General features: G+C 59.2%; 18 protein-coding genes. 10 read left to right on the plus strand and 8 right to left on the minus strand.

The genetic code is table 11. The features are described from left to right. Positions 1 to 680: 680 nt before the first annotated feature. From SIAM614_RS05095 to SIAM614_RS32405, 4 genes are all read right to left on the minus strand, one after another. A complete protein-coding gene (locus tag SIAM614_RS05095) occupies positions 681 to 2,432 on the minus strand; it encodes a hypothetical protein (RefSeq protein WP_006932596.1) in 1,752 nt (583 codons plus the stop codon). A gap of 337 nt (positions 2,433 to 2,769) precedes the next feature. Continuing rightward, the gene (locus tag SIAM614_RS05100; RefSeq protein WP_006932604.1) at positions 2,770 to 3,333 is read right to left on the minus strand and encodes a TetR/AcrR family transcriptional regulator; all 564 of its coding nucleotides are present in this window, start codon (positions 3,331 to 3,333) and stop codon (positions 2,770 to 2,772) included. Continuing rightward, positions 3,330 to 3,866, minus strand: coding sequence for a dihydrofolate reductase family protein (locus SIAM614_RS05105; protein ID WP_040439303.1), 537 nt, complete (start codon positions 3,864 to 3,866; stop codon positions 3,330 to 3,332). The genes SIAM614_RS05100 and SIAM614_RS05105 overlap by 4 nt, the downstream gene beginning before the upstream one ends. Positions 3,867 to 3,919: 53 nt before the next feature. After that, positions 3,920 to 4,348, minus strand: a complete 429-nt coding sequence (locus SIAM614_RS32405) for an amidohydrolase family protein (protein WP_006932609.1) — start codon at positions 4,346 to 4,348, stop codon at positions 3,920 to 3,922. 473 nt (positions 4,349 to 4,821) lie between these two features. On the opposite strand from SIAM614_RS32405, the gene SIAM614_RS05115 reads away from it, so the two are divergent. Then, positions 4,822 to 5,385, plus strand: coding sequence for a hypothetical protein (locus SIAM614_RS05115; RefSeq protein WP_157139684.1), 564 nt, complete (start codon positions 4,822 to 4,824; stop codon positions 5,383 to 5,385). A 90-nt stretch (positions 5,386 to 5,475) separates the two neighbouring features. On the opposite strand, the gene SIAM614_RS05120 is transcribed toward SIAM614_RS05115, so the two are convergent. After that, positions 5,476 to 6,045 (minus strand): TetR/AcrR family transcriptional regulator, encoded by a 570-nt coding sequence (locus tag SIAM614_RS05120; protein ID WP_006932612.1) that lies wholly within the window; start codon positions 6,043 to 6,045, stop codon positions 5,476 to 5,478. 332 nt (positions 6,046 to 6,377) lie between these two features. Between SIAM614_RS05120 and SIAM614_RS05125 the strand changes: the two genes are divergently transcribed. From SIAM614_RS05125 to SIAM614_RS05140, 4 genes are all read left to right on the plus strand, one after another. Continuing rightward, complete coding sequence (locus SIAM614_RS05125; protein ID WP_006932613.1) at positions 6,378 to 7,388, plus strand: AraC family transcriptional regulator; 1,011 nt, start codon at positions 6,378 to 6,380, stop codon at positions 7,386 to 7,388. Positions 7,389 to 7,654: 266 nt separating this feature from the next. After that, the gene (locus tag SIAM614_RS05130; protein ID WP_006932614.1) at positions 7,655 to 8,542 is read left to right on the plus strand and encodes a sensor histidine kinase; all 888 of its coding nucleotides are present in this window, start codon (positions 7,655 to 7,657) and stop codon (positions 8,540 to 8,542) included. Positions 8,543 to 8,725: 183 nt separating this feature from the next. Beyond that, entirely contained in the window at positions 8,726 to 9,583 is an 858-nt protein-coding gene (locus tag SIAM614_RS05135) for a cysteine hydrolase (RefSeq protein ID WP_006932615.1), read from the plus strand. A 52-nt stretch (positions 9,584 to 9,635) separates the two neighbouring features. Then, positions 9,636 to 10,115: a YHS domain-containing (seleno)protein gene (locus SIAM614_RS05140; RefSeq protein WP_006932616.1), complete on the plus strand. Its 480-nt coding sequence runs from the start codon at positions 9,636 to 9,638 to the stop codon at positions 10,113 to 10,115. 84 nt (positions 10,116 to 10,199) lie between these two features. Here the strand turns inward: SIAM614_RS05140 and SIAM614_RS05145 are convergent, their stop codons facing one another. After that, positions 10,200 to 11,669, minus strand: coding sequence for a sensor domain-containing diguanylate cyclase (locus SIAM614_RS05145; protein ID WP_006932621.1), 1,470 nt, complete (start codon positions 11,667 to 11,669; stop codon positions 10,200 to 10,202). A 254-nt stretch (positions 11,670 to 11,923) separates the two neighbouring features. Between SIAM614_RS05145 and SIAM614_RS05150 the strand changes: the two genes are divergently transcribed. Next, on the plus strand, positions 11,924 to 12,628 hold the full coding sequence (locus SIAM614_RS05150) for a DUF1287 domain-containing protein (protein ID WP_006932625.1): 705 nt from the start codon (positions 11,924 to 11,926) through the stop codon (positions 12,626 to 12,628). Between the two features lie 16 nt (positions 12,629 to 12,644). Here SIAM614_RS05150 and SIAM614_RS05155 read toward each other — a convergent pair whose 3' ends face one another. Both SIAM614_RS05155 and SIAM614_RS05160 read right to left on the minus strand, forming a co-directional pair. Further along, complete coding sequence (locus SIAM614_RS05155) at positions 12,645 to 13,370, minus strand: S1 family peptidase (RefSeq protein ID WP_006932627.1); 726 nt, start codon at positions 13,368 to 13,370, stop codon at positions 12,645 to 12,647. A 230-nt stretch (positions 13,371 to 13,600) separates the two neighbouring features. Next, complete coding sequence (locus SIAM614_RS05160) at positions 13,601 to 14,524, minus strand: LysR family transcriptional regulator (protein WP_006932629.1); 924 nt, start codon at positions 14,522 to 14,524, stop codon at positions 13,601 to 13,603. Between the two features lie 113 nt (positions 14,525 to 14,637). Here SIAM614_RS05160 and SIAM614_RS05165 point away from each other — a divergent pair, with 113 nt between their 5' ends. From SIAM614_RS05165 to SIAM614_RS05180, 4 genes are read left to right on the plus strand one after another with little or no spacing between them, the layout of a single operon-like run. Beyond that, positions 14,638 to 15,798, plus strand: coding sequence for an acyl-CoA dehydrogenase family protein (locus SIAM614_RS05165; protein WP_006932631.1), 1,161 nt, complete (start codon positions 14,638 to 14,640; stop codon positions 15,796 to 15,798). Continuing rightward, the gene (locus SIAM614_RS05170) at positions 15,798 to 16,895 is read left to right on the plus strand and encodes a CaiB/BaiF CoA transferase family protein (RefSeq protein ID WP_006932632.1); all 1,098 of its coding nucleotides are present in this window, start codon (positions 15,798 to 15,800) and stop codon (positions 16,893 to 16,895) included. Before SIAM614_RS05165 ends, SIAM614_RS05170 begins: the two co-directional genes overlap by 1 nt. Before the next feature lie 2 nt (positions 16,896 to 16,897). After that, entirely contained in the window at positions 16,898 to 17,734 is an 837-nt protein-coding gene (locus SIAM614_RS05175) for an FAS1-like dehydratase domain-containing protein (RefSeq protein WP_040439305.1), read from the plus strand. Next, positions 17,728 to 18,528 carry an HpcH/HpaI aldolase/citrate lyase family protein gene (locus SIAM614_RS05180; protein WP_006932634.1) on the plus strand — a complete coding sequence of 267 codons (801 nt, stop codon included), beginning with the start codon at positions 17,728 to 17,730 and terminating at the stop codon, positions 18,526 to 18,528. Before SIAM614_RS05175 ends, SIAM614_RS05180 begins: the two co-directional genes overlap by 7 nt. Positions 18,529 to 18,603: the final 75 nt, after the last annotated feature.

Genomic DNA, 18,603 nt, shown 5'->3' on the forward strand with positions numbered 1-18,603 from the left:
GTCGCGACTGGAAAAGGCCATTCTCGATCCCCACACGCAGAACCCGCGCTTTAACCGCCTCCCTTTCCTGACGCCCTGACAACGGCGCTTGTGTCCCCCTCCGCTCTGGCGGCGGCGCACCGACGGCCGGCGGTGCGTTCGCTGCCGTCGCCGCGCACCTCACCCGTGACGGACCGATACGGATATCTACCAATCCTCCGGGCACGGGGCCGCCACCTGGAACAGCCATTCCACCGAGCCCAGAAACCCGGCTCAGGTCAAGGCAGGCGCCTTGGAGGGAGAGCCCGGGTGTGGGATCCCCGCGTCGTCGGCGACGAAACCAGCGTCGCCCTGCCACAGATCCTTCGGGAGCTGGCTGAACGCGGCTGTTGAGTGTGGATTTACATCAATCCTGCGGGTTATCCCGGCAGGTCGGCGACCGCCTGGTTTCTGGATGCGTTTTGCCGTTTGAGGAGGCAGACGGGGCAGCTTTACGTCTCTAGAGAGGACGTTCACAGGTTCTCGGCTTGGTTATAGAAGCTGCCATTGAAGGCGAAACGACCATGAGTCCATTGTGGGCGGGAAGTGTGAATTCGCTGCGCCAGAAACCAATGGCGGCAATGCGGACTTTTTGGGACCTTAGAAAGATGGCAAGCCTCCGCCGTTTAGGGTGGTAAGCTGGCTCTCTTGTAGCTTGGAGTTTATGCTGTTGGGCTTTCCGTGGCAGCAGTCGGTTGAGGCTCCTCCGGTGGTATTTTTGCGAGGCGCTCAGCTATACCCCAGCGGCTCACCCTAACCTTATTGACAAGGTTCTCCTCCGCTATTTGCTGGAGTGCATCATTAGTTTTTCGCATAATTTCGATGTTATAGATATCGGGGTTTGAAAGACTATTGTACTGGGTCAAGGCGCTACGCATCACCTTGAATTCACTGCCCTTGTGGTGTTTGAGCACTCGGATGTACTCCTCAACTGGAAGTGCGGCCAATCGCTCAGTGATATCTTTATTGTGGCCGTCGTGTGCGAGCATTAGGAACAGTTCTTCAACTGACATCGATCGTTTCTCTTGCTCTTCCAATGCCAACAGTTTTTCTTTGATGTCATCATCAAGACGACGCCCAAACACCTCTATATCAATGAGATCATAGGCATCGCGTTCCCCGCGCCGTGCCTCAAGATAAACGTCCAGAAGTGTGTCGCCGTCGGGCCCTCGATCCAAATCACGAAACAAGTTCACAACTGAAATCACGTCACTAAGAGAGTAAAATTTCGCACTCTCTGCAATGCAGCTTTCAAAGCCCTTTAGCTTCTCGTTCAGATCATCATCGAAGGAGTCGTAGAACTCCCGCCATGCTTTGTTAATTTGATCTGCGGCAAAACCTTGTTCAACCCTTTGGTTTAATTCGGTCGCATGTTTATCGATGATTTCCTTGGTGAAGTAGCCGTCTTCGATCCCTTTAAGTAATGCGACATCAAACTCATCGGTAGCGTGGTATCCATAATCGGCAATTAGCTTGAGCCACTCCTGCTCCTGCGGGATGAGTTCATCTTCTTCCGGATTATTCAACGAATAGCCCGTAAACATTCCTTTATGACGAAGGAGAAATTCCTTGCTTGGCGCGATTTCCGGCTGGAGGTGACACCATCCCATCAACACAATTGTGTGCGCTACGCTTATGAATACGCCGGGTTTGTAATGCGTCAAAAGAGGCTGGATTTGCTGCACGAAGGAATACAGTTTGCGGATAACGCGAACGTTGTCGATCCCGAGCTTCGTAGTCCGTTCACTTACCAACTGTTTAATTTCATTGGTTCCATCAAACGCCTTTAGCGCGATATCTGCGCAATCCATCGCAGTTGGCCTAAAGCGTAGGTTGATATCCACGACCTTCTCCAGATAGCCCCCGAACATGGCTCTATCTTCACCATCCAGACGCTCGTCGTTCAACAGGATAACCACCTTGCAGTTCCGGTCTTCCCGAAGCTGGGACACCAGTCCAAGGACGTCGCCACTTCGAAGGTCTCTGCCCTTGCGTTCCAGATCGTCGATGCAAATGAGGCGGTTTCTGACGAGCATATACATGACCGCAACCCCCGCACTGGTATAATTTTCACCGAGGAATTTTCCAGCCAAGCCGCCCAGCTTCAGAATGCCAGGGAATGCGCCTTTGACATAGGATTCCACGTCCTGAAAGTCGAACGACTTCCCAACTTGATCCACGTCGATGGTCTGATGGATAATCTCTTGCTTGAGGTCGGCGAGGCTGTTTACGCCAAAGAGGGACACATAAGCGTACTTGTCTCGCCCAATCCTCCTATTGGCGACAGCCTCTTTGAGGGCCTCATTCCAACTGTAGGTTTTGCCAGTCCCCCAATTGCCGCGGATACACAACACCTCGGCCGTTTCTGATTCGAGAAAGCGCGCTGTTTGGGCCTTTACGTTGTCGATCGACATGGGGTTGCCTCAAAATAGTTGGACAGTTCACTGGAGTTCTCAACAGTCTGACACTAGACCGTGATGATATCGATTATGTCAGCCGCAAATTTCATTCTCCCAGTCTCTGCACAAAGGCGATAGAACCAAATTGGGGATACAAGCGCGACCTCTTCGGGGCAAATGTGGCGATGAAAGGAACGGCCCCAAGGTCTCAAAAGGGCTCCTTGCCGCCTTTCGCCGCAGATAGCGCGGATGTCCGCAACGGGCCGCAAACGACACTATGTCGAACCTAGTCACTAAAATCAGCGTTGCGCTGTCGCAGGTTGTTTTGAGCCCTTGCCAACCGAAGTGCCCACTATCCGTTCAGGCCCGTCAAGAGTTCGTTCAGGGCTAAGGTAAACCCGTGATCTTCGACAGGTTCACTGGTCCCAATTCGACCATTCATTGCAGTGGCCAAGGCAGCGCCATGGGTGAAGTCTACGAGTATTTCGAGCCAGAGCCGCCTCCTGTGATCGGGCAGGCCGGCTTCGGTCAGAAGCGTCGAGATTTCGTTGGTGATCCTCTCTGCCTGCTTTGGAAAGACATTCGGCTGGCTGAAGATGAGCATCGTCAGACCCGGGTAGCGGAGAACCTGCGCATGGTAGGCATTCAGGAGCTCGCGTATCCGCTCAATCGCCGTGCCGTCATCCCGCACCGAAACCCGCTCATAGGCGTATTCCGACATTGCGCCGATCAAGCCATCGCGTCCCCCGAAGTGATGATGGATCGTCATAGGGTTGATGTCGAGGCGCTCCGCCAGCGCCCTCATGGTGAAGGCACCGACTCCCTTGTGATCCAGAAGGTCAAAGGCGGCTCCGAGCATGTCTTTGCGCGAGACAGGTGCGTCTTCCCGGAGCGGACGTCCCCGGGGCCGCTTCATGCTTCGATCCGGTAACGGGCCTGGACAAGCCCGGAGGGAAAACTCTTCGTCTGCTCGAGGCGCAGCGAGATGTCTGCAGCAACGCTGCCGAACAATCGGCGTCCCTCCCCGAGTAGCACCGGCACACTCGTAATCACCATGTCGGCAATCAAACCCGCCCTCAGGAAGGACTGGATGAGGAGTCCTCCATCGATATAGACCTTCCTGTGTCCCTCGATCTGCAGCATGCGCATCGCCTCTTCGGGCGAGAGGTTGGCGACCCGGACCTTGTCGAGCAGATCTTCCGACAGATCACTCCGGGTCAGGGTCGAAGACAGGACAACAACCGGACGATGGTATGGCCAAGGCCTCACAGTGTGCATTTTCTCGAATGTTCCACGGCCCATCAGAATGACGTCAATGTCTGCAATGAAGGCATCGTAGCCATGATCTTCGCTGGGATCATCTCGCTCCAGCAGCCAAGCAATATCCCCGTCGCTCCGGGCGATGAAGCCGTCCAAACTGGTAGCGATAAAAACATGTCCAGTGATCATTTTACACCCATAATTATACATCGTATAATAAATGATTGTATGTATCGGTCGTGTCAAGACCAGCGCTGATCCAGGGCGCTATTCGAGGCTGAGTATTCGTCGCTACCGAGGCGGCTCATCACCCAAAGGGGACGGTAGCAATGTCCGCGTTGCTGGCGTCCGGTGTCCGCTGAACCAAGGCCTGATTTGAGAGTGATCCACGCAAAATCCGTCCCAACGAGTTCGGCGTTTGTGATCGCTGAAACGTTGACATGCCAGTGAGCATCAATCAGACCCGGCATCAGGGCGCGTCCGCCACCGTCAATAAGGGTAGCACCATCAGCTTCAATCGCATCGGTGGAAACCGACTTGATCAGGTTGCCTTCGATCAGGACATTGGCATTCTCAATGCGCTGTTCGTTCTCACCGTCAAAAATATGAACATTCGTGATCAGGGTTTGTTGCGGCGCATCCTGTGCGAAAGCAGATACAGAGTGCGCCAAGAAAACAGCACAACAAAATCCGATTAATGTTCAAAACACTCTCCGCTCCCGTTACGTCAATACGCTCCAAGATCGAAAGCGTTGCATGCGGATGAGCCGGAGCAAGACAAATGCAGTGTTACCAGGAAATAAGCGCGAGTGAGTCATCTTTGATCTTCAACTGGCAAGGTTTTACCTGATGTCGCCTGTCGCAAACACGCATTCACTTCAAAATCTAATGTCAAAAAAATCCGCAGTGCCGGCGTCTGGTTGATAACCGTCTTCCCAGATGCAGAAAATGGCTGCTTCGACGAGTTGCATCGCGGCGCCGCCTCAGCAGGTGAATGTCAGCTAAACCCAATCGGAGCAAGTAACCCGTCAGTTCCCTCTCGTCCCCATTGCGGTCCCCCTCGTCACACCCCCGTCTCCCCTGTACCCTGCCTTTCGTCCCGGTAAACGGGATGATCCGGTAACGCCCACCACGGGAGGCGGTCGTGATTCAGCTTGCTTCGGTTTTTGCAAAGCCCCTTTTGGGGAAGCTTGGTGTCAGTGATGAGGCCAGGGAGCGGTTTGTGGCGTTGCAGAAGGCGGTGACCGGGGATACGGGCACAGCCTGGATTCCGCTGTCACGCCCTTCCGCGACACTCGATTTTTCCACCCACCGGCAGATGCCGTCCGACATCCACAACACCGGCGAGATCGGTCCGGAGAAAGAGCCGGTTACCTGGAAGGAGTTCGTCTGGACATCGGACCAGACCATCAAGGACTGTGTCCTGCACAAGATTTCCTGGCGGTTCTATGAGAACGGGCTGATCTGCCTGGAGGTCTGCGGCAGCAAGGATGCGGTGGGGCTGGACGGCAGCGACCTGATCGGCCACCGGCTGGAGCTGCGCGACGACACCGGCTTCCTGATCGGCATCTGGGCCGCCGCCTTCCTGATCGTCAAGGACACCGAGCGGCGCAGCTTTCAGACGTCAACCGAGGATGACCACAAGCTGTTGAAACTGCATTTCAGCAAACTGGCCGAACAGCAGACCGGCATCGCCTTCCGCATCTGACCGAGCCTGGGGTGCCGATGCAATTTCTACTGTAGCCCCCTCGCTTGCCGGAGCGGCTGGGTTCTGGACCGGCCCGCCGATCGTCTGCGGTCAGGCGGGGATCAGTGTTTCGGCAATGGCCTTCGCGGTTCTGGAGGCCGCCGGCATGCCGCGCACCTGGGCGGTGGCGATGGCGCCTTCCTTCAAAAGGGCGAGTTGCTCGGCAAGTGCCGCGGGATCTTCCGCGCCCGCCTGCCGGCAAAGCGGTTCCAGATAATCGACGATCCTCTGCTTGTGCTCGGCCGCGGTGCGGTGGATCGGATGCTGATGGTCGCCGAATTCACTCGCCGCGTTGATGAAGGCGCAGCCGTTGAAGCCGAGCCCCTTGAAGGCGCGGCCATTGAACCACTCCTCCAGCGCGTCGAACATGGCCAGAAGCCGCTCCCTCGGGTGAGGTGAGGCTTTTTCCATTTCGCTCATCAGCCAGTTGCGGAACTGCTCGTCCCGGCGGTTGAGCGCGGCCAGGATAAGCTCCTCCTTCGAGCGGAAGTGCTTGTAGAGCGTCATCTTGGCCACCCCCGCTTCGGCGAGGATCTTGTCTATTCCGGTCGCATTGAACCCGCGGGTGTAGAACAGCCTGAGGGCCGTATCCACGAGTTCGTCTCGGCGTGATTGCACCATTATCTCCCTATACAGACAGGTTTGTCTATTTTCCTATCTTATTCGCCCCCTTCCCGTCCATCCTCACACTAGGCTATCACAGGATATTGACAGATAGACAGACCTGTCTGTATAAATTCCTTAACGTCACGATTTGGATTAAGGGAGGGAGTGGTCATGTCCGGAAATGAGATCGCGGTACACGCCCTTGCCGGAACCGGCATTCATCTCGAACACCAAACCTATTGCGCCTGCGGGGAAGCCACCACCGGACCTGGCGCCAGCGCGCGCTTTTCAACGGTGCGGGGTTCAAATTTTGCCTTGGTGCATCCCGCAGCACAAGGGGGCTGAAGATGCCCAGTGTAATTGCCTCCTTCGCACACACCATGGCCGCCACCGCCGGCCTGACCATGACAACCGACGGCAAGCTGCTCGCATCTGATGGCACCGTACGCTACGTGGTGCACACCGAGGACGGCCGGATACCGGACACGGCCCATTTCGAGTTGCTCGACTGGATCCGCAGCTGGTACCCGGACGAAGCCGGGCTGGTGTTTGCCTATGCACAGAAGATCAAGGCAGACGATCTCGGTGTTCTGGGTCTTGCCCTGAAAACAGCACCAACCCTTCGCAACACGCTGCAGCTGATCGAGCGCTACTTCCGGCTGGTAACCGACACGGCCGTCTATTGCCTTGAGGAAGATGGACCGCTTGCCGTCTTCTCCATTGCCGGGCAGACTTCGCCCCAGCCGATCCTGCATCTTCGCAACGAATGTGCCCTTGCAGGCTTTGCCCACAATCTGGCCTCCCAGATCGGCCCGTGCCTGCAGATTGAGGCGGTCACCTTTCGCCATCCCTGCCGGGGCGAGGCAGAGCGCTACGAGGCATTCTTCGGCTGCCCGGTCCGCTTCGGCGCAGCGCAGGACGCCATTGTGATGCCCCGGCCGATGCTGGACCTGCCGAACCGCCTTGGCGATCAGGGCGTCTGCACCTTCCTGACGGATCACCTCGAAACGGAAATCGACGCGCTGCCGGCCGGCAGTGCCTTGACGCGCGATCTTCTGAACCGCCTGTCGAAAACCCTCAGCAGCGGCGTGCCTTCGGCAGCTGCCATCGCCCGTGATCTCGGCATGAGCGAACGCACGCTCTATCGCCGCCTGGCGGAAGAAGGGCTGACCTATCGCGACATGCTGCGCGAAGCGCAGACGAAACTGGCCCGTGAACTGCTCGCCGGCAGCAGTTGTTCCATTGCCGAAATCGCCTTTCTGACCGGTTTTTCCGAACAGAGCACCTTTACCCGCGCCTTCAAGCGCTGGGTCGGCCAGCCGCCGGCGCAATTCCGCCAGCAGGCCGCCATCGCCTGATGCCACCGGCTGCCACCAGCCTCGCATGCCCCGTTAAATCCCTCTCCTGCAGAACACGGAAAGACCCGGCCAAACCTGGCCGGGTTTGGCGTGTTTGCCTGCTTTTGGCTGGTTTCACCGGGCTTGGCAGGTAAGGCCAAAACAGTGGCAGGCCGGGCCGATACCGCAAGGCTTCTCCCGCGTATTCAAGGGTCATCGAACGACGGAGCGGATATTCCGGGCATTGTCCCACAGCGCTCCAGGGCTTTTGAGACAAGGAGCGCCTCATGATTATCGAACAGATCACGGCCCGCAGTCCGGCCAGCCATGAATTTGCAACGTCGCCGCGCGCGGCAGCACGAAACCTGCCCGCCACGAGCGCCGGTGTTGCAACCGACAGCAACGCCTACGGCAGGACGCTTTCCATCGTCGCCCACGATCTGCGAGGACCGCTGGCAAACCTCTCGCTGCTGATTGAGGACATCGCCCAATACGCCATGTGGGAAGGCCAGCCCGCCATTGCCGAAAACGCGGCGAAGGCCGACCGCATTCTCGAACATCTGACGGCCAGCCTCAGCGCCCTGGTCAGACGCGGCAGGGAAGGCCGCGATCCGCTGTCCTGCGTGCTGCGCCCAGTCGATCTGGCTCAGGTCCTGTCGCTGGCTGCCACCGTCAACCAGCCCCTTGCCCGACGTCATGCGGTCAACCTGGAGATTGAACCACTTTCGCCATGCCTGATCTGCGGCGATGCGGAACTGTTGTTCGAGGCATTCGACAATCTCATCGGCAACGCCGTGCGCCACAGCCCTGAGAACGGGACTGTTCTTTGCACTGTCGCCCATGACGAAGACGGCAATGTCACTGTGCGCATCAGCGACCAGGGACAGGGCTTTACCGCCGCCGATCTTGCCCGGGCGTTCCGCCCCTTTACTCAATTATCCGCAAAAGCCGCCCGCCCCGGCCCTTCTTCCGGCCTTGGGCTTTGGATCGCCCGGCTGATTGCCGAACGCCATGGCGGCAGGATTTCCGCCCGGAACAGCGGTGGCGGCAAGGATACCGGCGCTGTTCTGACAGTGCGCCTGCCGGCCTTGCCCGCCAATGACACGAAACCGGCCTCGATCCGCCGCAAGGTTCCTGAGCGTGCCGGCAAGGCGCAGGACCTCGCCGCACTCTAACCTCAGCTTCCGGCACCTGCGCACCGGTGCCGCCCCCCATGGAACGTGGCCCAAGCCCAACGCCGACCCGGCACCTTTGCCGGGAACGGGAAAGGTATGCCTTCGGGCAAATAGGTGACCGGCAACGGACCAGACAGCGTTTCAACGAAACGCACCGTCCAACCCAAGCAAAGGAGACTTCACATGCACAACGAAGATGACAAGGCCTGCGGCTGCTGCGCAACGCCGGAAACGGTCGACCACGCCCGCCGCCGCCTGCTTGCAGGTGCTGCGGGTGCGGCAACGGCAGGAGCCGTCGCCATGGCCACTGGCTCGGCAACCGCTGCAACCGAAGAAGCCCGCGCCCTTTATGCCGATCCGGAAAAACCGGGCCTGCCGCAGATCGACATGGAGATTGCTGCCGGACGCACCGCGCTCGTCGTCACCGATCCGCAGATCGACTTCCTGTCCGAAGATGGCGTCACCTGGGGTGTCGTTGGCGAAAGCGTCACCGAGCAAGGCACGGTCGACAACATCGAACGCCTGTTCAAGGCGGCGAAGGCCGCATCGATGCCGGTGTTCATCTCGCCCCACTACTACTATCCGCACGACCACAAATGGCAGTTCGAGGGCACCCTGGAAAAGACCATGCATTCCATCGGCATGTTCGATCGCCCGGGCCCGCTTTCCCTGGAAAACTTCGAAGGTTCCGGCGCCGACTGGATGCCGCAGTACAAGAAATACATCGAGGACGGCGAAACCGTCATCTGCTCGCCGCACAAGGTCTACAGCCCGGCGCAGAACGACTTGAACCTGCAGCTGCGCAAGCGCGGCATCGACAAGGTGATCCTGGCCGGCATGTCCGCAAACCTGTGCACGCAGGCCCATCTTTATGAACTGCTGGAACTCGGCTTCGAAGTGGCGGTGGTTCGCGATGCGACCGCAGGCGCCAAGGTGCCGGAAGGCGACGGTTATCTCGCCGCCATCATCAATTTCCGCATGGTCGCCAATGGCGTCTGGTGGACCGACGACGCGGTCGAACGCATCGCCCGTTCCGCCTGACCGGCAACTCTCCTCCAGACCGACTTACCCAACCCAAGACTGGATCAAACCGATGAAACTCAAATTTGCCCTTCCGGCCCTGGCCGCAGCCCTTGTTCTGTCCACCGCCGCCCTTGCCGCAGATGAATACAACGTCGCCAACGGCCTGACGCTCAACGGCAACCCGCTCGGCATGCACGGCATCGACCCGGTGTCGATGTTCGCAGGCAACGCACCGGGCGCGGGCGATGCCGTCTACACCTCCAGCCATGACGGCGTCGATTATTACTTCGCCACGGCCGAAACCAAGGAACAGTTCGACGCTGCGCCGGAAAGCTTCCTGCCGCAGTTCGGCGGCTTCTGCGCCTTCGGCATCTATGTCGGCAAGAAACTCGACGGTGACGTCCGATTTGCCGATATCGTCGACGGCAAACTGTACCTCTTCGTCAATGCCGTCATCTTCGACAAGTACCTGCAGCAGAAGGACGAGGTTCTCGCCGGCGCCTACGCCAAATGGCCGGAAATCCGCGAGACCGCGATCAGCGATCTCTGATCATACCTTGCCCCGCCGAAAGAACGAGCCCCTCACCGGGGCTCGTTCTGCGTGGAAGCAAGTCCGAGATCGACAGCGCACCGGCTAGCTCGCAGCGCGCAGCCTGAAAGCTTCATATGTCAGAACGTTCACGCCGCTCTTCTTGGCTTCATACATGGCCTGGTCGGCATGTGTGATCAGTGACTTGGCGTCATCCGCATCATCGGGATAGAAGGAAACGCCGATGCTGATGCCGATGTTGATCTGGTTGCCCTTGATGTCCATCGGCCTGGAGACTTCCCGGTAAATGCGCTCAGCGCAGGCCAGAACGTCCTTTTCCTGGGCGTAGTCGCTGATAATCACCGCAAACTCATCACCGCCGATCCGTGTCACCACATCCCCGTCGCGCGTGCAGCGCTTGATGGTGGAGGCAACAACCTGCAGCAGTGCGTCTCCCACTGGATGCCCGTGGCGGTCGTTGACCGGTTTGAAGGTGTCCAGATCCAGCATCATCAGCGCGAACTTGCGGTTTTCCCGGTCCGCAATGGCAATACTCTCCGCAAGGCTCTGGCTGAAATGCGCCCTGTTCGAAAGCCCGGTCAGATGATCCGTCATCGCCAGGCGCCGGACGGCCTCTTCCGTCTTTTTCAGGCGTGTGATGTCTGTGTGTGTTCCCGACATGCGCAAGGGCTTGCCGTCCTTGGTCCATTCGACCACACGCCCCCTGTCGAGCACCCAGACCCACCTGCCTTCCTTGTGGTGCATGCGGATTTCATTGTCATAGGATTCCCGCACGCCGGAGAGCACTTCAGCCAGGATCTGCTCCGATTTTTCTACGTCTTCCGGGTGGGTCAGCTTCCGCCAGGTTTCCGTACTGACAGGTTGCAGCTCTGCCAGCGTATAGCCGACGATTTCAGCCCAGCGTTCGTTGTAGATCGCCTCTTCGGTCTGAACGTTGCGCTCCCAGGTCCCCACGTTGGTTCCGAAGATGATCTCCCGCAAACGCTGCTCCGAGGACTGCAGCCGCTTGTGTGCGGTATGCCGCTCAAGCAGCAGGAAACAGACGACGACAAACGACAGTCCGAGCGTGCCGACCACCCCGAGCATCCACTGGTTACGGGCGTGATAGACAGAGGAGAGTTCCGCGCTCTTGCTGTCGACCATCTCTTCAAGGCGGTTCTTGTAGTGCCAGAGTTCCTCCTGCCGCTCGCGGTCGGCCGAGATGTCGTGCACCACGGAAAGCAGGGCCTTCCTGCCGTCATAGTCGACCGGCGTCGAATGAACTTCCACACTCCGGATGGAACCATTCGCCAGCTTGTGGCGGAAGATGAAGAAATTGCGGTGCTCGCTCCTGGCAAGCTGGCGCTCGGCTTCAACCTGTTCGGGGGTCAGCTGATTGATATCCTGAATGGACATGCTGCGCAGGGTGTCCCGGTCGAACCCGTAGAACCGTGCCGCTGCGTTGTTGGCATCGAGAATGTCGCCGGTTTCGGGATCGATGAGCATCATTGTTGCGCTGTGGCGCAGGAAAAACTGCTCATAGGACAAGGCGGCCTCTTCAGCCTGAGCGGGCATGACTAGCCAAGACAAGCAGACAAAGAGCGCCGATGCGAACAGTCTTCTCCAAAGTGTCGTCAACATTTACCGCCTTTTTCTGCAGTTAAACGTTCACATGTTAAATTTTGGACAACAAAAAATTCGCAATTGATCAATTTCCGCAACGACATCCGCCTCGGCATTCCCTTAAGGAAATCAAAACAACTGTCGAACTGCCGTATTCCCGTCCTACTCCGTGGTTATGCCCTCTTCATGTTGTTCGGAGGTCTCACATGAAGCGGCGTACATTCCTGATAGGGGCCGGATTACTGGCGTCAGGCGGCGCTTACGCGGCTTACACCACGCCTCTCTACCGGCTTGAAACCGGTCTGAAGCTGGTTGGTACGGCGCTTGCCGGACCTTCCTCACCGCCCCCGCCCGAACCAGGGGAGAATGGTTTCGCCAAGCCCGATGCATGGGCCGAACACCTGATCGCGGCGGCAGAAAGCCAGATCGGCGTCACGGTGATCTACGACCCGGCCTACATCTCGCTGCCATTTCCCAATGGCGACCTTCCGCGTGAACGTGGCGTGTGCACCGACGTCGTTGTCAGGGCCTACCGCGACGCCTTTGGCTATGATCTCCAGGCGGCGGTCAATGCGGACATGAGGTCGAATTTTTCAGCTTATCCCAAAATCTGGGGCCTCAAGCAGCCGGACAGGAACATCGACCACCGGCGCGTGCCCAATCTGCAGGCCTTCTTCAGGCGGCAGGGCGCGGCGCTTCCTGTTACGGAAATTGCCAAGGACTACCAGCCCGGCGACATCGTCTCCCAGATGCTGCCCGGCAACCTGCCGCATATCGCCATCGTCAGCCACCGTGCTTCCCGTGACGGCCAGAGGCCCATGCTGGTTCACAACATCGGCGCGGGTACTCAGCTTGAAGACAGGCTCTTTGATTTTCAGATCACCGGCCACTACAGGTACAAGGCAGCCTGACGGTGCCGGGTCCTCTTTAACTTTCGGTCAAGGTCATCAGAATATCGGCATACCAGGCGCAGTTGAGGCCCAGCGCTTCGTCCAGCACGAGGTCACGGGTGCCGACGTCAAGGCGCGCCGAGTGAACGCCGAGCAATTTCCACGTCAATTCGCCAGGCGCCCCCTCGCCGTCGCGCATGACCACCGGTGCCCCACTCGTGCCGCGGTGCGTGCGGCCATCGGTCAGAAAATAACCCATGCCCTGAAAGCGAAAGCCGAAGGACGAGGCCACGATCGCATGACGGACCACCGGCATGTGATGCAGCGTGTCATGAAATCCGAGCGGAAAACCGACAACCAGAATGGATGACCCGATCTCCACATGGTCTTCAGGGGCGCTGAGGTGTTCCGGTCCAAAGGCCCGGTAGAGGATCTTTTCAGGCAAGGCTGACCGGTTGATCTCGATCACGGCGACATCGATATCGCCCGCCGTATCTCCTCCCTGGCGCCAGAGGCTCTTGCCGTCCCGGAAAAGCGGGATCGAAAAGCCGATGGACTTGGCAAGGTTCTCAGGATCGTTGTGCAGCTCGATTTCGATCCGGGACGGGTGGTGCCCGCTGGCCTCATCCACCATGACATGCCGGCTGGTGACTAGAAACAGGCGCCCGTCACGCTCGAAAAAGAAGCTGCTGGCATTTGTCAGATAGGTCTGGTCGTCAAATGTGGAAATGCGGGGGGAGGTCAAAAGGAGAGCGTCGATCATCGTCAGTAGGATCTCTTGAAAAGAGGAAAGCCCTGCCGCGGATCGACAGACTGCTTGTCAAACCACCATAGGGCAGTCCCGGGTAAACAATAGAGCCGCGTGGTTTGTTCCGCGCAAGTTGTGCGCCCAAATCGGAAAAGCTCAGGGAGTTGCTGCAGAGCCTGTCTCTTCTGGGGTCTGCCCAGTTTGCAGGCTGAAAAAGTGCGCCTTCGTCTGTGCAATGGCGGAGGCTACTGCGGCGGCCGTGAGGCAGCCCAGGCGCCGCTGTCGCGCAGATCCAGTATGACGTCGCGCAGCACGGTGTGCACGGCTTCAACGGCCCGTGTCACCGGCCGCCCGCCGGGCGACATCAGGTGCGCCCCCCGCCAAAGACCTGGTGCCGCGATACGGCTGACACAAAGCGTACCGGCCGCCACTTCCTCTGTCACGGCATAAAGCGGCAGGATCGACGGGCCGAACCCGGCAGCGACCAGACGTTTGATGTTGTTGAAGGAGTCGATTTCCATCGCGATTTCGGGCGCGAAGCCCAGCGCCTGGAACTCACTGTCGATCAACACCCTGAGCCCATGTGCGCCGCTGGGCAGAACCATCGGCACCTTTTCCAGATCGCCAAGGCTCATGACGGGCAGGCACCCGGCCTCGCCTGGCCATAGCACAACAAGCTCTTCTTCCAGCAGCAATTCCGAAAGGATGCGCTTATCCTTTGAGCGGCTGTAGAGCACGGCAAGGTCGACCTTGCCTTCGCTCAGCCAATCGCCAACGAAACCGCTCATGGCCTCTCTGATGTTGAGCGTGATCCGCGGAAAGCGTTCACGCGCTGCCAGGATCAGCGGCAGGGACACCGTGGCGCTGATCGTGCCTGGAAGGCCTATGCGCACGACGCCGGACGGATCGGCTTCCAGATTGCGGATATCGTCTTCCGTGCGCGCCAGATCCTCAAGGATCGTCCGCGCCCTTTGCAGCAGCAGGTCACCAGCCTCCGTCGGCGTGACACCGGAGCGGCTGCGCGTCAGCAGCCTCGTGCCCAGTTGCTCTTCCATGTTCTTCAGGTGCAACGACAGGGCCGGCTGCGCCACGTGCAGGCTTTCGGCAGCCCGTGTCAGCGAGCCCTGCGCGACGATTTCCTGAAAGTAGCGGAGTTGGCGAATATCCATGAGGTCAAACTAGCATATAAAAATTATATGAGATCCATCCAAAACATATATTTGTTCGATATCACTTCAACGGTTTAACTGCGGTCACCAGACACCCCAGACGAAAAGCCGACATGACCAGCCAATCCGACAGCTACCAGGATATTCGCGACGGTATCCGTGCGCTTTGTGCCCAGTTTCCTGCTGAATATCACCGTAAGATCGATGAGGCTCGAACCTACCCGGAAGAATTTGTCGACGCTCTGACGCGCGAAGGCTGGATGGCGGCCCTGATCCCGGAAGAATACGGCGGGTCCGGACTCGGGTTGACCGAAGCCTCGGTCATCATGGAGGAAATCAACCGTGCGGGCGGCAATTCCGGTGCATGTCACGGCCAGATGTACAACATGAACACCCTCGTGCGGCACGGCTCGGAGGAACAGCGGCGGACATATCTGCCGAAGATCGCCAGCGGCGAATTGCGGTTGCAGTCCATGGGCGTGACCGAACCGACCACCGGCACGGACACCACCAGGATCAAGACCACCGCCGTGAAGAAGGGCGACCGTTATGTGGTCAACGGCCAGAAGGTCTGGATCAGCCGTGTGCAGCATTCCGACCTGATGATCCTCCTGGCGCGCACGACGCCGCTTGCCGAGGTGCAAAAGAAATCGGAAGGCCTGTCGATCTTCCTGGTCGATATCAGGCAGGCCATGAAATCGGGCATGGAGGTTCGCCCGATCCTGAACATGGTCAACCATGAAACCAACGAGCTGTTCTTCGACAATCTGGAAATCCCGGAAGAAAACCTCATCGGCGAGGAAGGCAAGGGTTTCAAATACATCCTCACCGGCCTCAACGCCGAGCGCACGTTGATTGCGGCCGAATGCATCGGCGACGGGTACTGGTTCACCGACAAGGTGATCGACTATGTGCGTGAACGGGAAGTTTTCGGCCGTCCGATTGGCCAGAACCAGGGTGTTCAGTTCCCCATAGCCGAAGCCTTTATCGAGGTCGAGGCGGCCAATCTGATGCGTTACAAGGCCTGCAGCCTGTTCGATGCCGGCGCTCCCTGTGGCGCGGAGGCAAACATGGCCAAATATCTGGCTGCAAAGGCAAGCTGGGAAGCGGCCAATGCCTGCATCCAGTTCCATGGCGGTTTCGGCTTTGCGTGCGAATATGACGTCGAGCGCAAGTTTCGCGAGACGCGGCTCTACCAGGTGGCGCCGATCTCCACCAATCTCATCCTGTCTTATGTCGCCGAGCATGTGCTTGGCCTGCCGAGGTCGTTCTGATGGGTCTGCCGCTGGCGGGAGTGAAGGTCGTCGCCATCGAACAGGCGGTCGCCGCCCCCTACGCAAGCTCCCGGCTGGCCGATGCCGGCGCGAAAGTCACCAAGATCGAAAGGCCGGAAGGCGACTTTGCCCGGGGTTATGACGATGTCGCCCAGGGCCAGTCGAGCTATTTCGTCTGGCTGAACCGCGGCAAGGACAGCCTCACGCTGGATCTTGCCTCCGTCACGGGCAGGCAAAAGCTGGCGAGCCTGATCGCAGATGCCGACGTTCTGATCCAGAACCTCAAGCCCGGCGCACTGGCCCGCCTTGGTTTTGATCCAGACAGGTTGGTGGTGGACTATCCGCGGCTCATCACCTGTTCCATAAGCGGCTTCGGCGAAACCGGGCCGATGGCAGACCGCAAGGCCTATGATCTGCTGATCCAGGCCGAAACCGGCCTTTGCTCGATCACCGGCGGGCCGAACGAACCGGCGCGTGTCGGCATTTCCCTCGTCGACATCGCCACCGGGGCAACAGCCTATACTGCCATTCTGGAAGCCCTCATCCAGCGTGGCATCACCGGCAAGGGCGCGCAGATCTCCGTTTCCATGTTCGATGTTCTGGCCGACTGGCTGACAGTACCCCTCCTCAACCATGAAGGCGGAAAAAGCCCGCAGCGGGTTGGCCTCGCCCATCCGTCGATTGCCCCTTACGGCGTCTTCCAGCCAAAGGAAGGCCCCGCAATCCTGATCTCCATTCAGAGCGACCGGGAATGGCGAACCCTTTGCAGCAGCTTCATGAAAAAACCCGAACTTGGCACCGATCCCCGGTTCGCAACCAACTTGGCACGGGTCAAAAACCGCAGCGAAACGGACGCCGTGGTTGCCGAAGCCTTTGCGAAAGTTGACGCCGAAACAGCCATCAGGCTGCTGACGGATGCCAACATCGCCCTGGCCTCGGTCAATGACATGGAGAGCCTTTCGAACCATCCTCATTTACGGCGGATCACCGTGGACAGCCCGAACGGCCCGGTCTCCTTCCCTGCCCCTGCCGCCATCTTTTCGGGCGAACCGCGCAGCTATGGCCCGGTCCCCGCCCTCAAGCCCCTGGAGGTGTGACCATGGAATTCGACATCGACCATCTGCGGAGCTGGATCGGGCACGAGGACAGCGCCTCGGAGGTCTTGAGCCCGATGCTGGTGCGCCAGTTCAACGCGACCTTTGACCGGACATCAGGCGAAAACCCCGGCGATCTCGCGCCGCTGCTGATCCATTTCTGTCTCGCCCAGCCGACCGCTCCGACAGCTACTCTCGGCCTGGACGGTCATGCCGCCCGGGGCGAGTTTCTGCCGCCCGTGCCCCTGCCCCGGCGCATGTGGGCAGGCGGCGCCTTTACCTTCCACGGCGACATTCGGATTGGCGAAGAAGTCAGACGGGTCTCGACCGTCAGGGACGTGGTCCTGAAACAGGGGCGCACGGGCACGCTCTGTTTCGTCGCAGTCGATCACGAGGTCACGTCAAATGGCCGTCCCGTCCTGAGCGAGCGTCAGGACATCGTCTACCGCGAGGCTGAGAGCCTCGCCACGGCGAAAGCACCTCCGGAACCTGCACCGGCCGGCGCGCACGCGGCACAGATTACGCCGTCGGCTGTCTACCTCTTCCGTTATTCGGCCATGACCTTCAACGGCCACCGCATTCACTACGACAAGGACTATGTCCGCGATGTCGAAGGCTATCCCGGCCTTATTGTTCATGGCCCCTTGCAGGCGACGCTGCTGTGCCAGTTCGCAGCTGATCTCAAAGGGCGCGCGCCGAAGACCTTCCGGTTCCGCAGTCTCTCGGCCATATTCGATACTGCGGATTTCACGGTGAATGCGCAAGCCGAAGGCGACACCATGAAGCTCTGGACCGCGCAGCTTGGCGGCCCGGTTGCCATGGAGGCAACTGTGGCATGGTGACGGCAGTCAGGACACCGCTGTTCGTGCCGGCAAATCGGCCGGACAGGTTCGCAAAGGCCGCCGCCACAGAAGCCGACGCGATCATCCTGGACCTGGAAGACGCGGTCCCCGTGTCCGAAAAGGACATTGCCCGTGGCAATCTCACGACCGGCTTCACCGACAAACCGGTCATCGTCCGCATCAACGCGGCAGGATCGTCCTGGCACCCGGAAGATGTCATTGCTGTTCGCCAGTTGATGCCCAGCGCCGTCATGCTGCCGAAAGCGGAAGACCCCGGAGAAATTTCCATCCTCCTCGCTTCCCTCGGTGGCACTGTCCCGGTCATCGCGCTCATTGAAAGCGCCCGGGGGCTTGCCAACGCGCGGAGCCTTGCAAACGCTGATGGGGTGGTTCGACTGGCCTTCGGCTCCATCGATTATTGTGCCGATCTCGGCTGCGCGCACTTGAAAGACGTGCTGCTGCCGGTGCGCTCCGAACTGGTACTGGCCTCCCGACTTGCCGGCATCGCAGCCCCGATCGACGGCGTCACGGCCCAACTCGACAACCCTGTGCAGACATTTGAAGACGCCTCCCATGCACGGGATCTCGGCATGACCGGCAAACTCTGCATCCACCCGAAACAGATAGCCGAGATCAAACACGCCTTCGCCCCGAGCCAAGACGAAATCGCGTGGGCCCGGCGTGTTCTCGCCTCCGGAGATGGTGCGGCCACTGTCGACGGCGCAATGGTTGACGAGCCCGTTCGCATCCGTGCCCGGACAATCCTCGCCTCCGCTGAGGAGAGCAATGCCTGAGCCAGCCGAAGGAAACGAGGAAGCTGAACCGTCTGCCTTGGCAAAGCCGTGTCAGCAACTGACAGCAGGCCACTG

The sequence above is a fragment of the Roseibium aggregatum IAM 12614 genome, assembly GCF_000168975.1.
Lineage (GTDB): Bacteria > Pseudomonadota > Alphaproteobacteria > Rhizobiales > Stappiaceae > Roseibium > Roseibium aggregatum.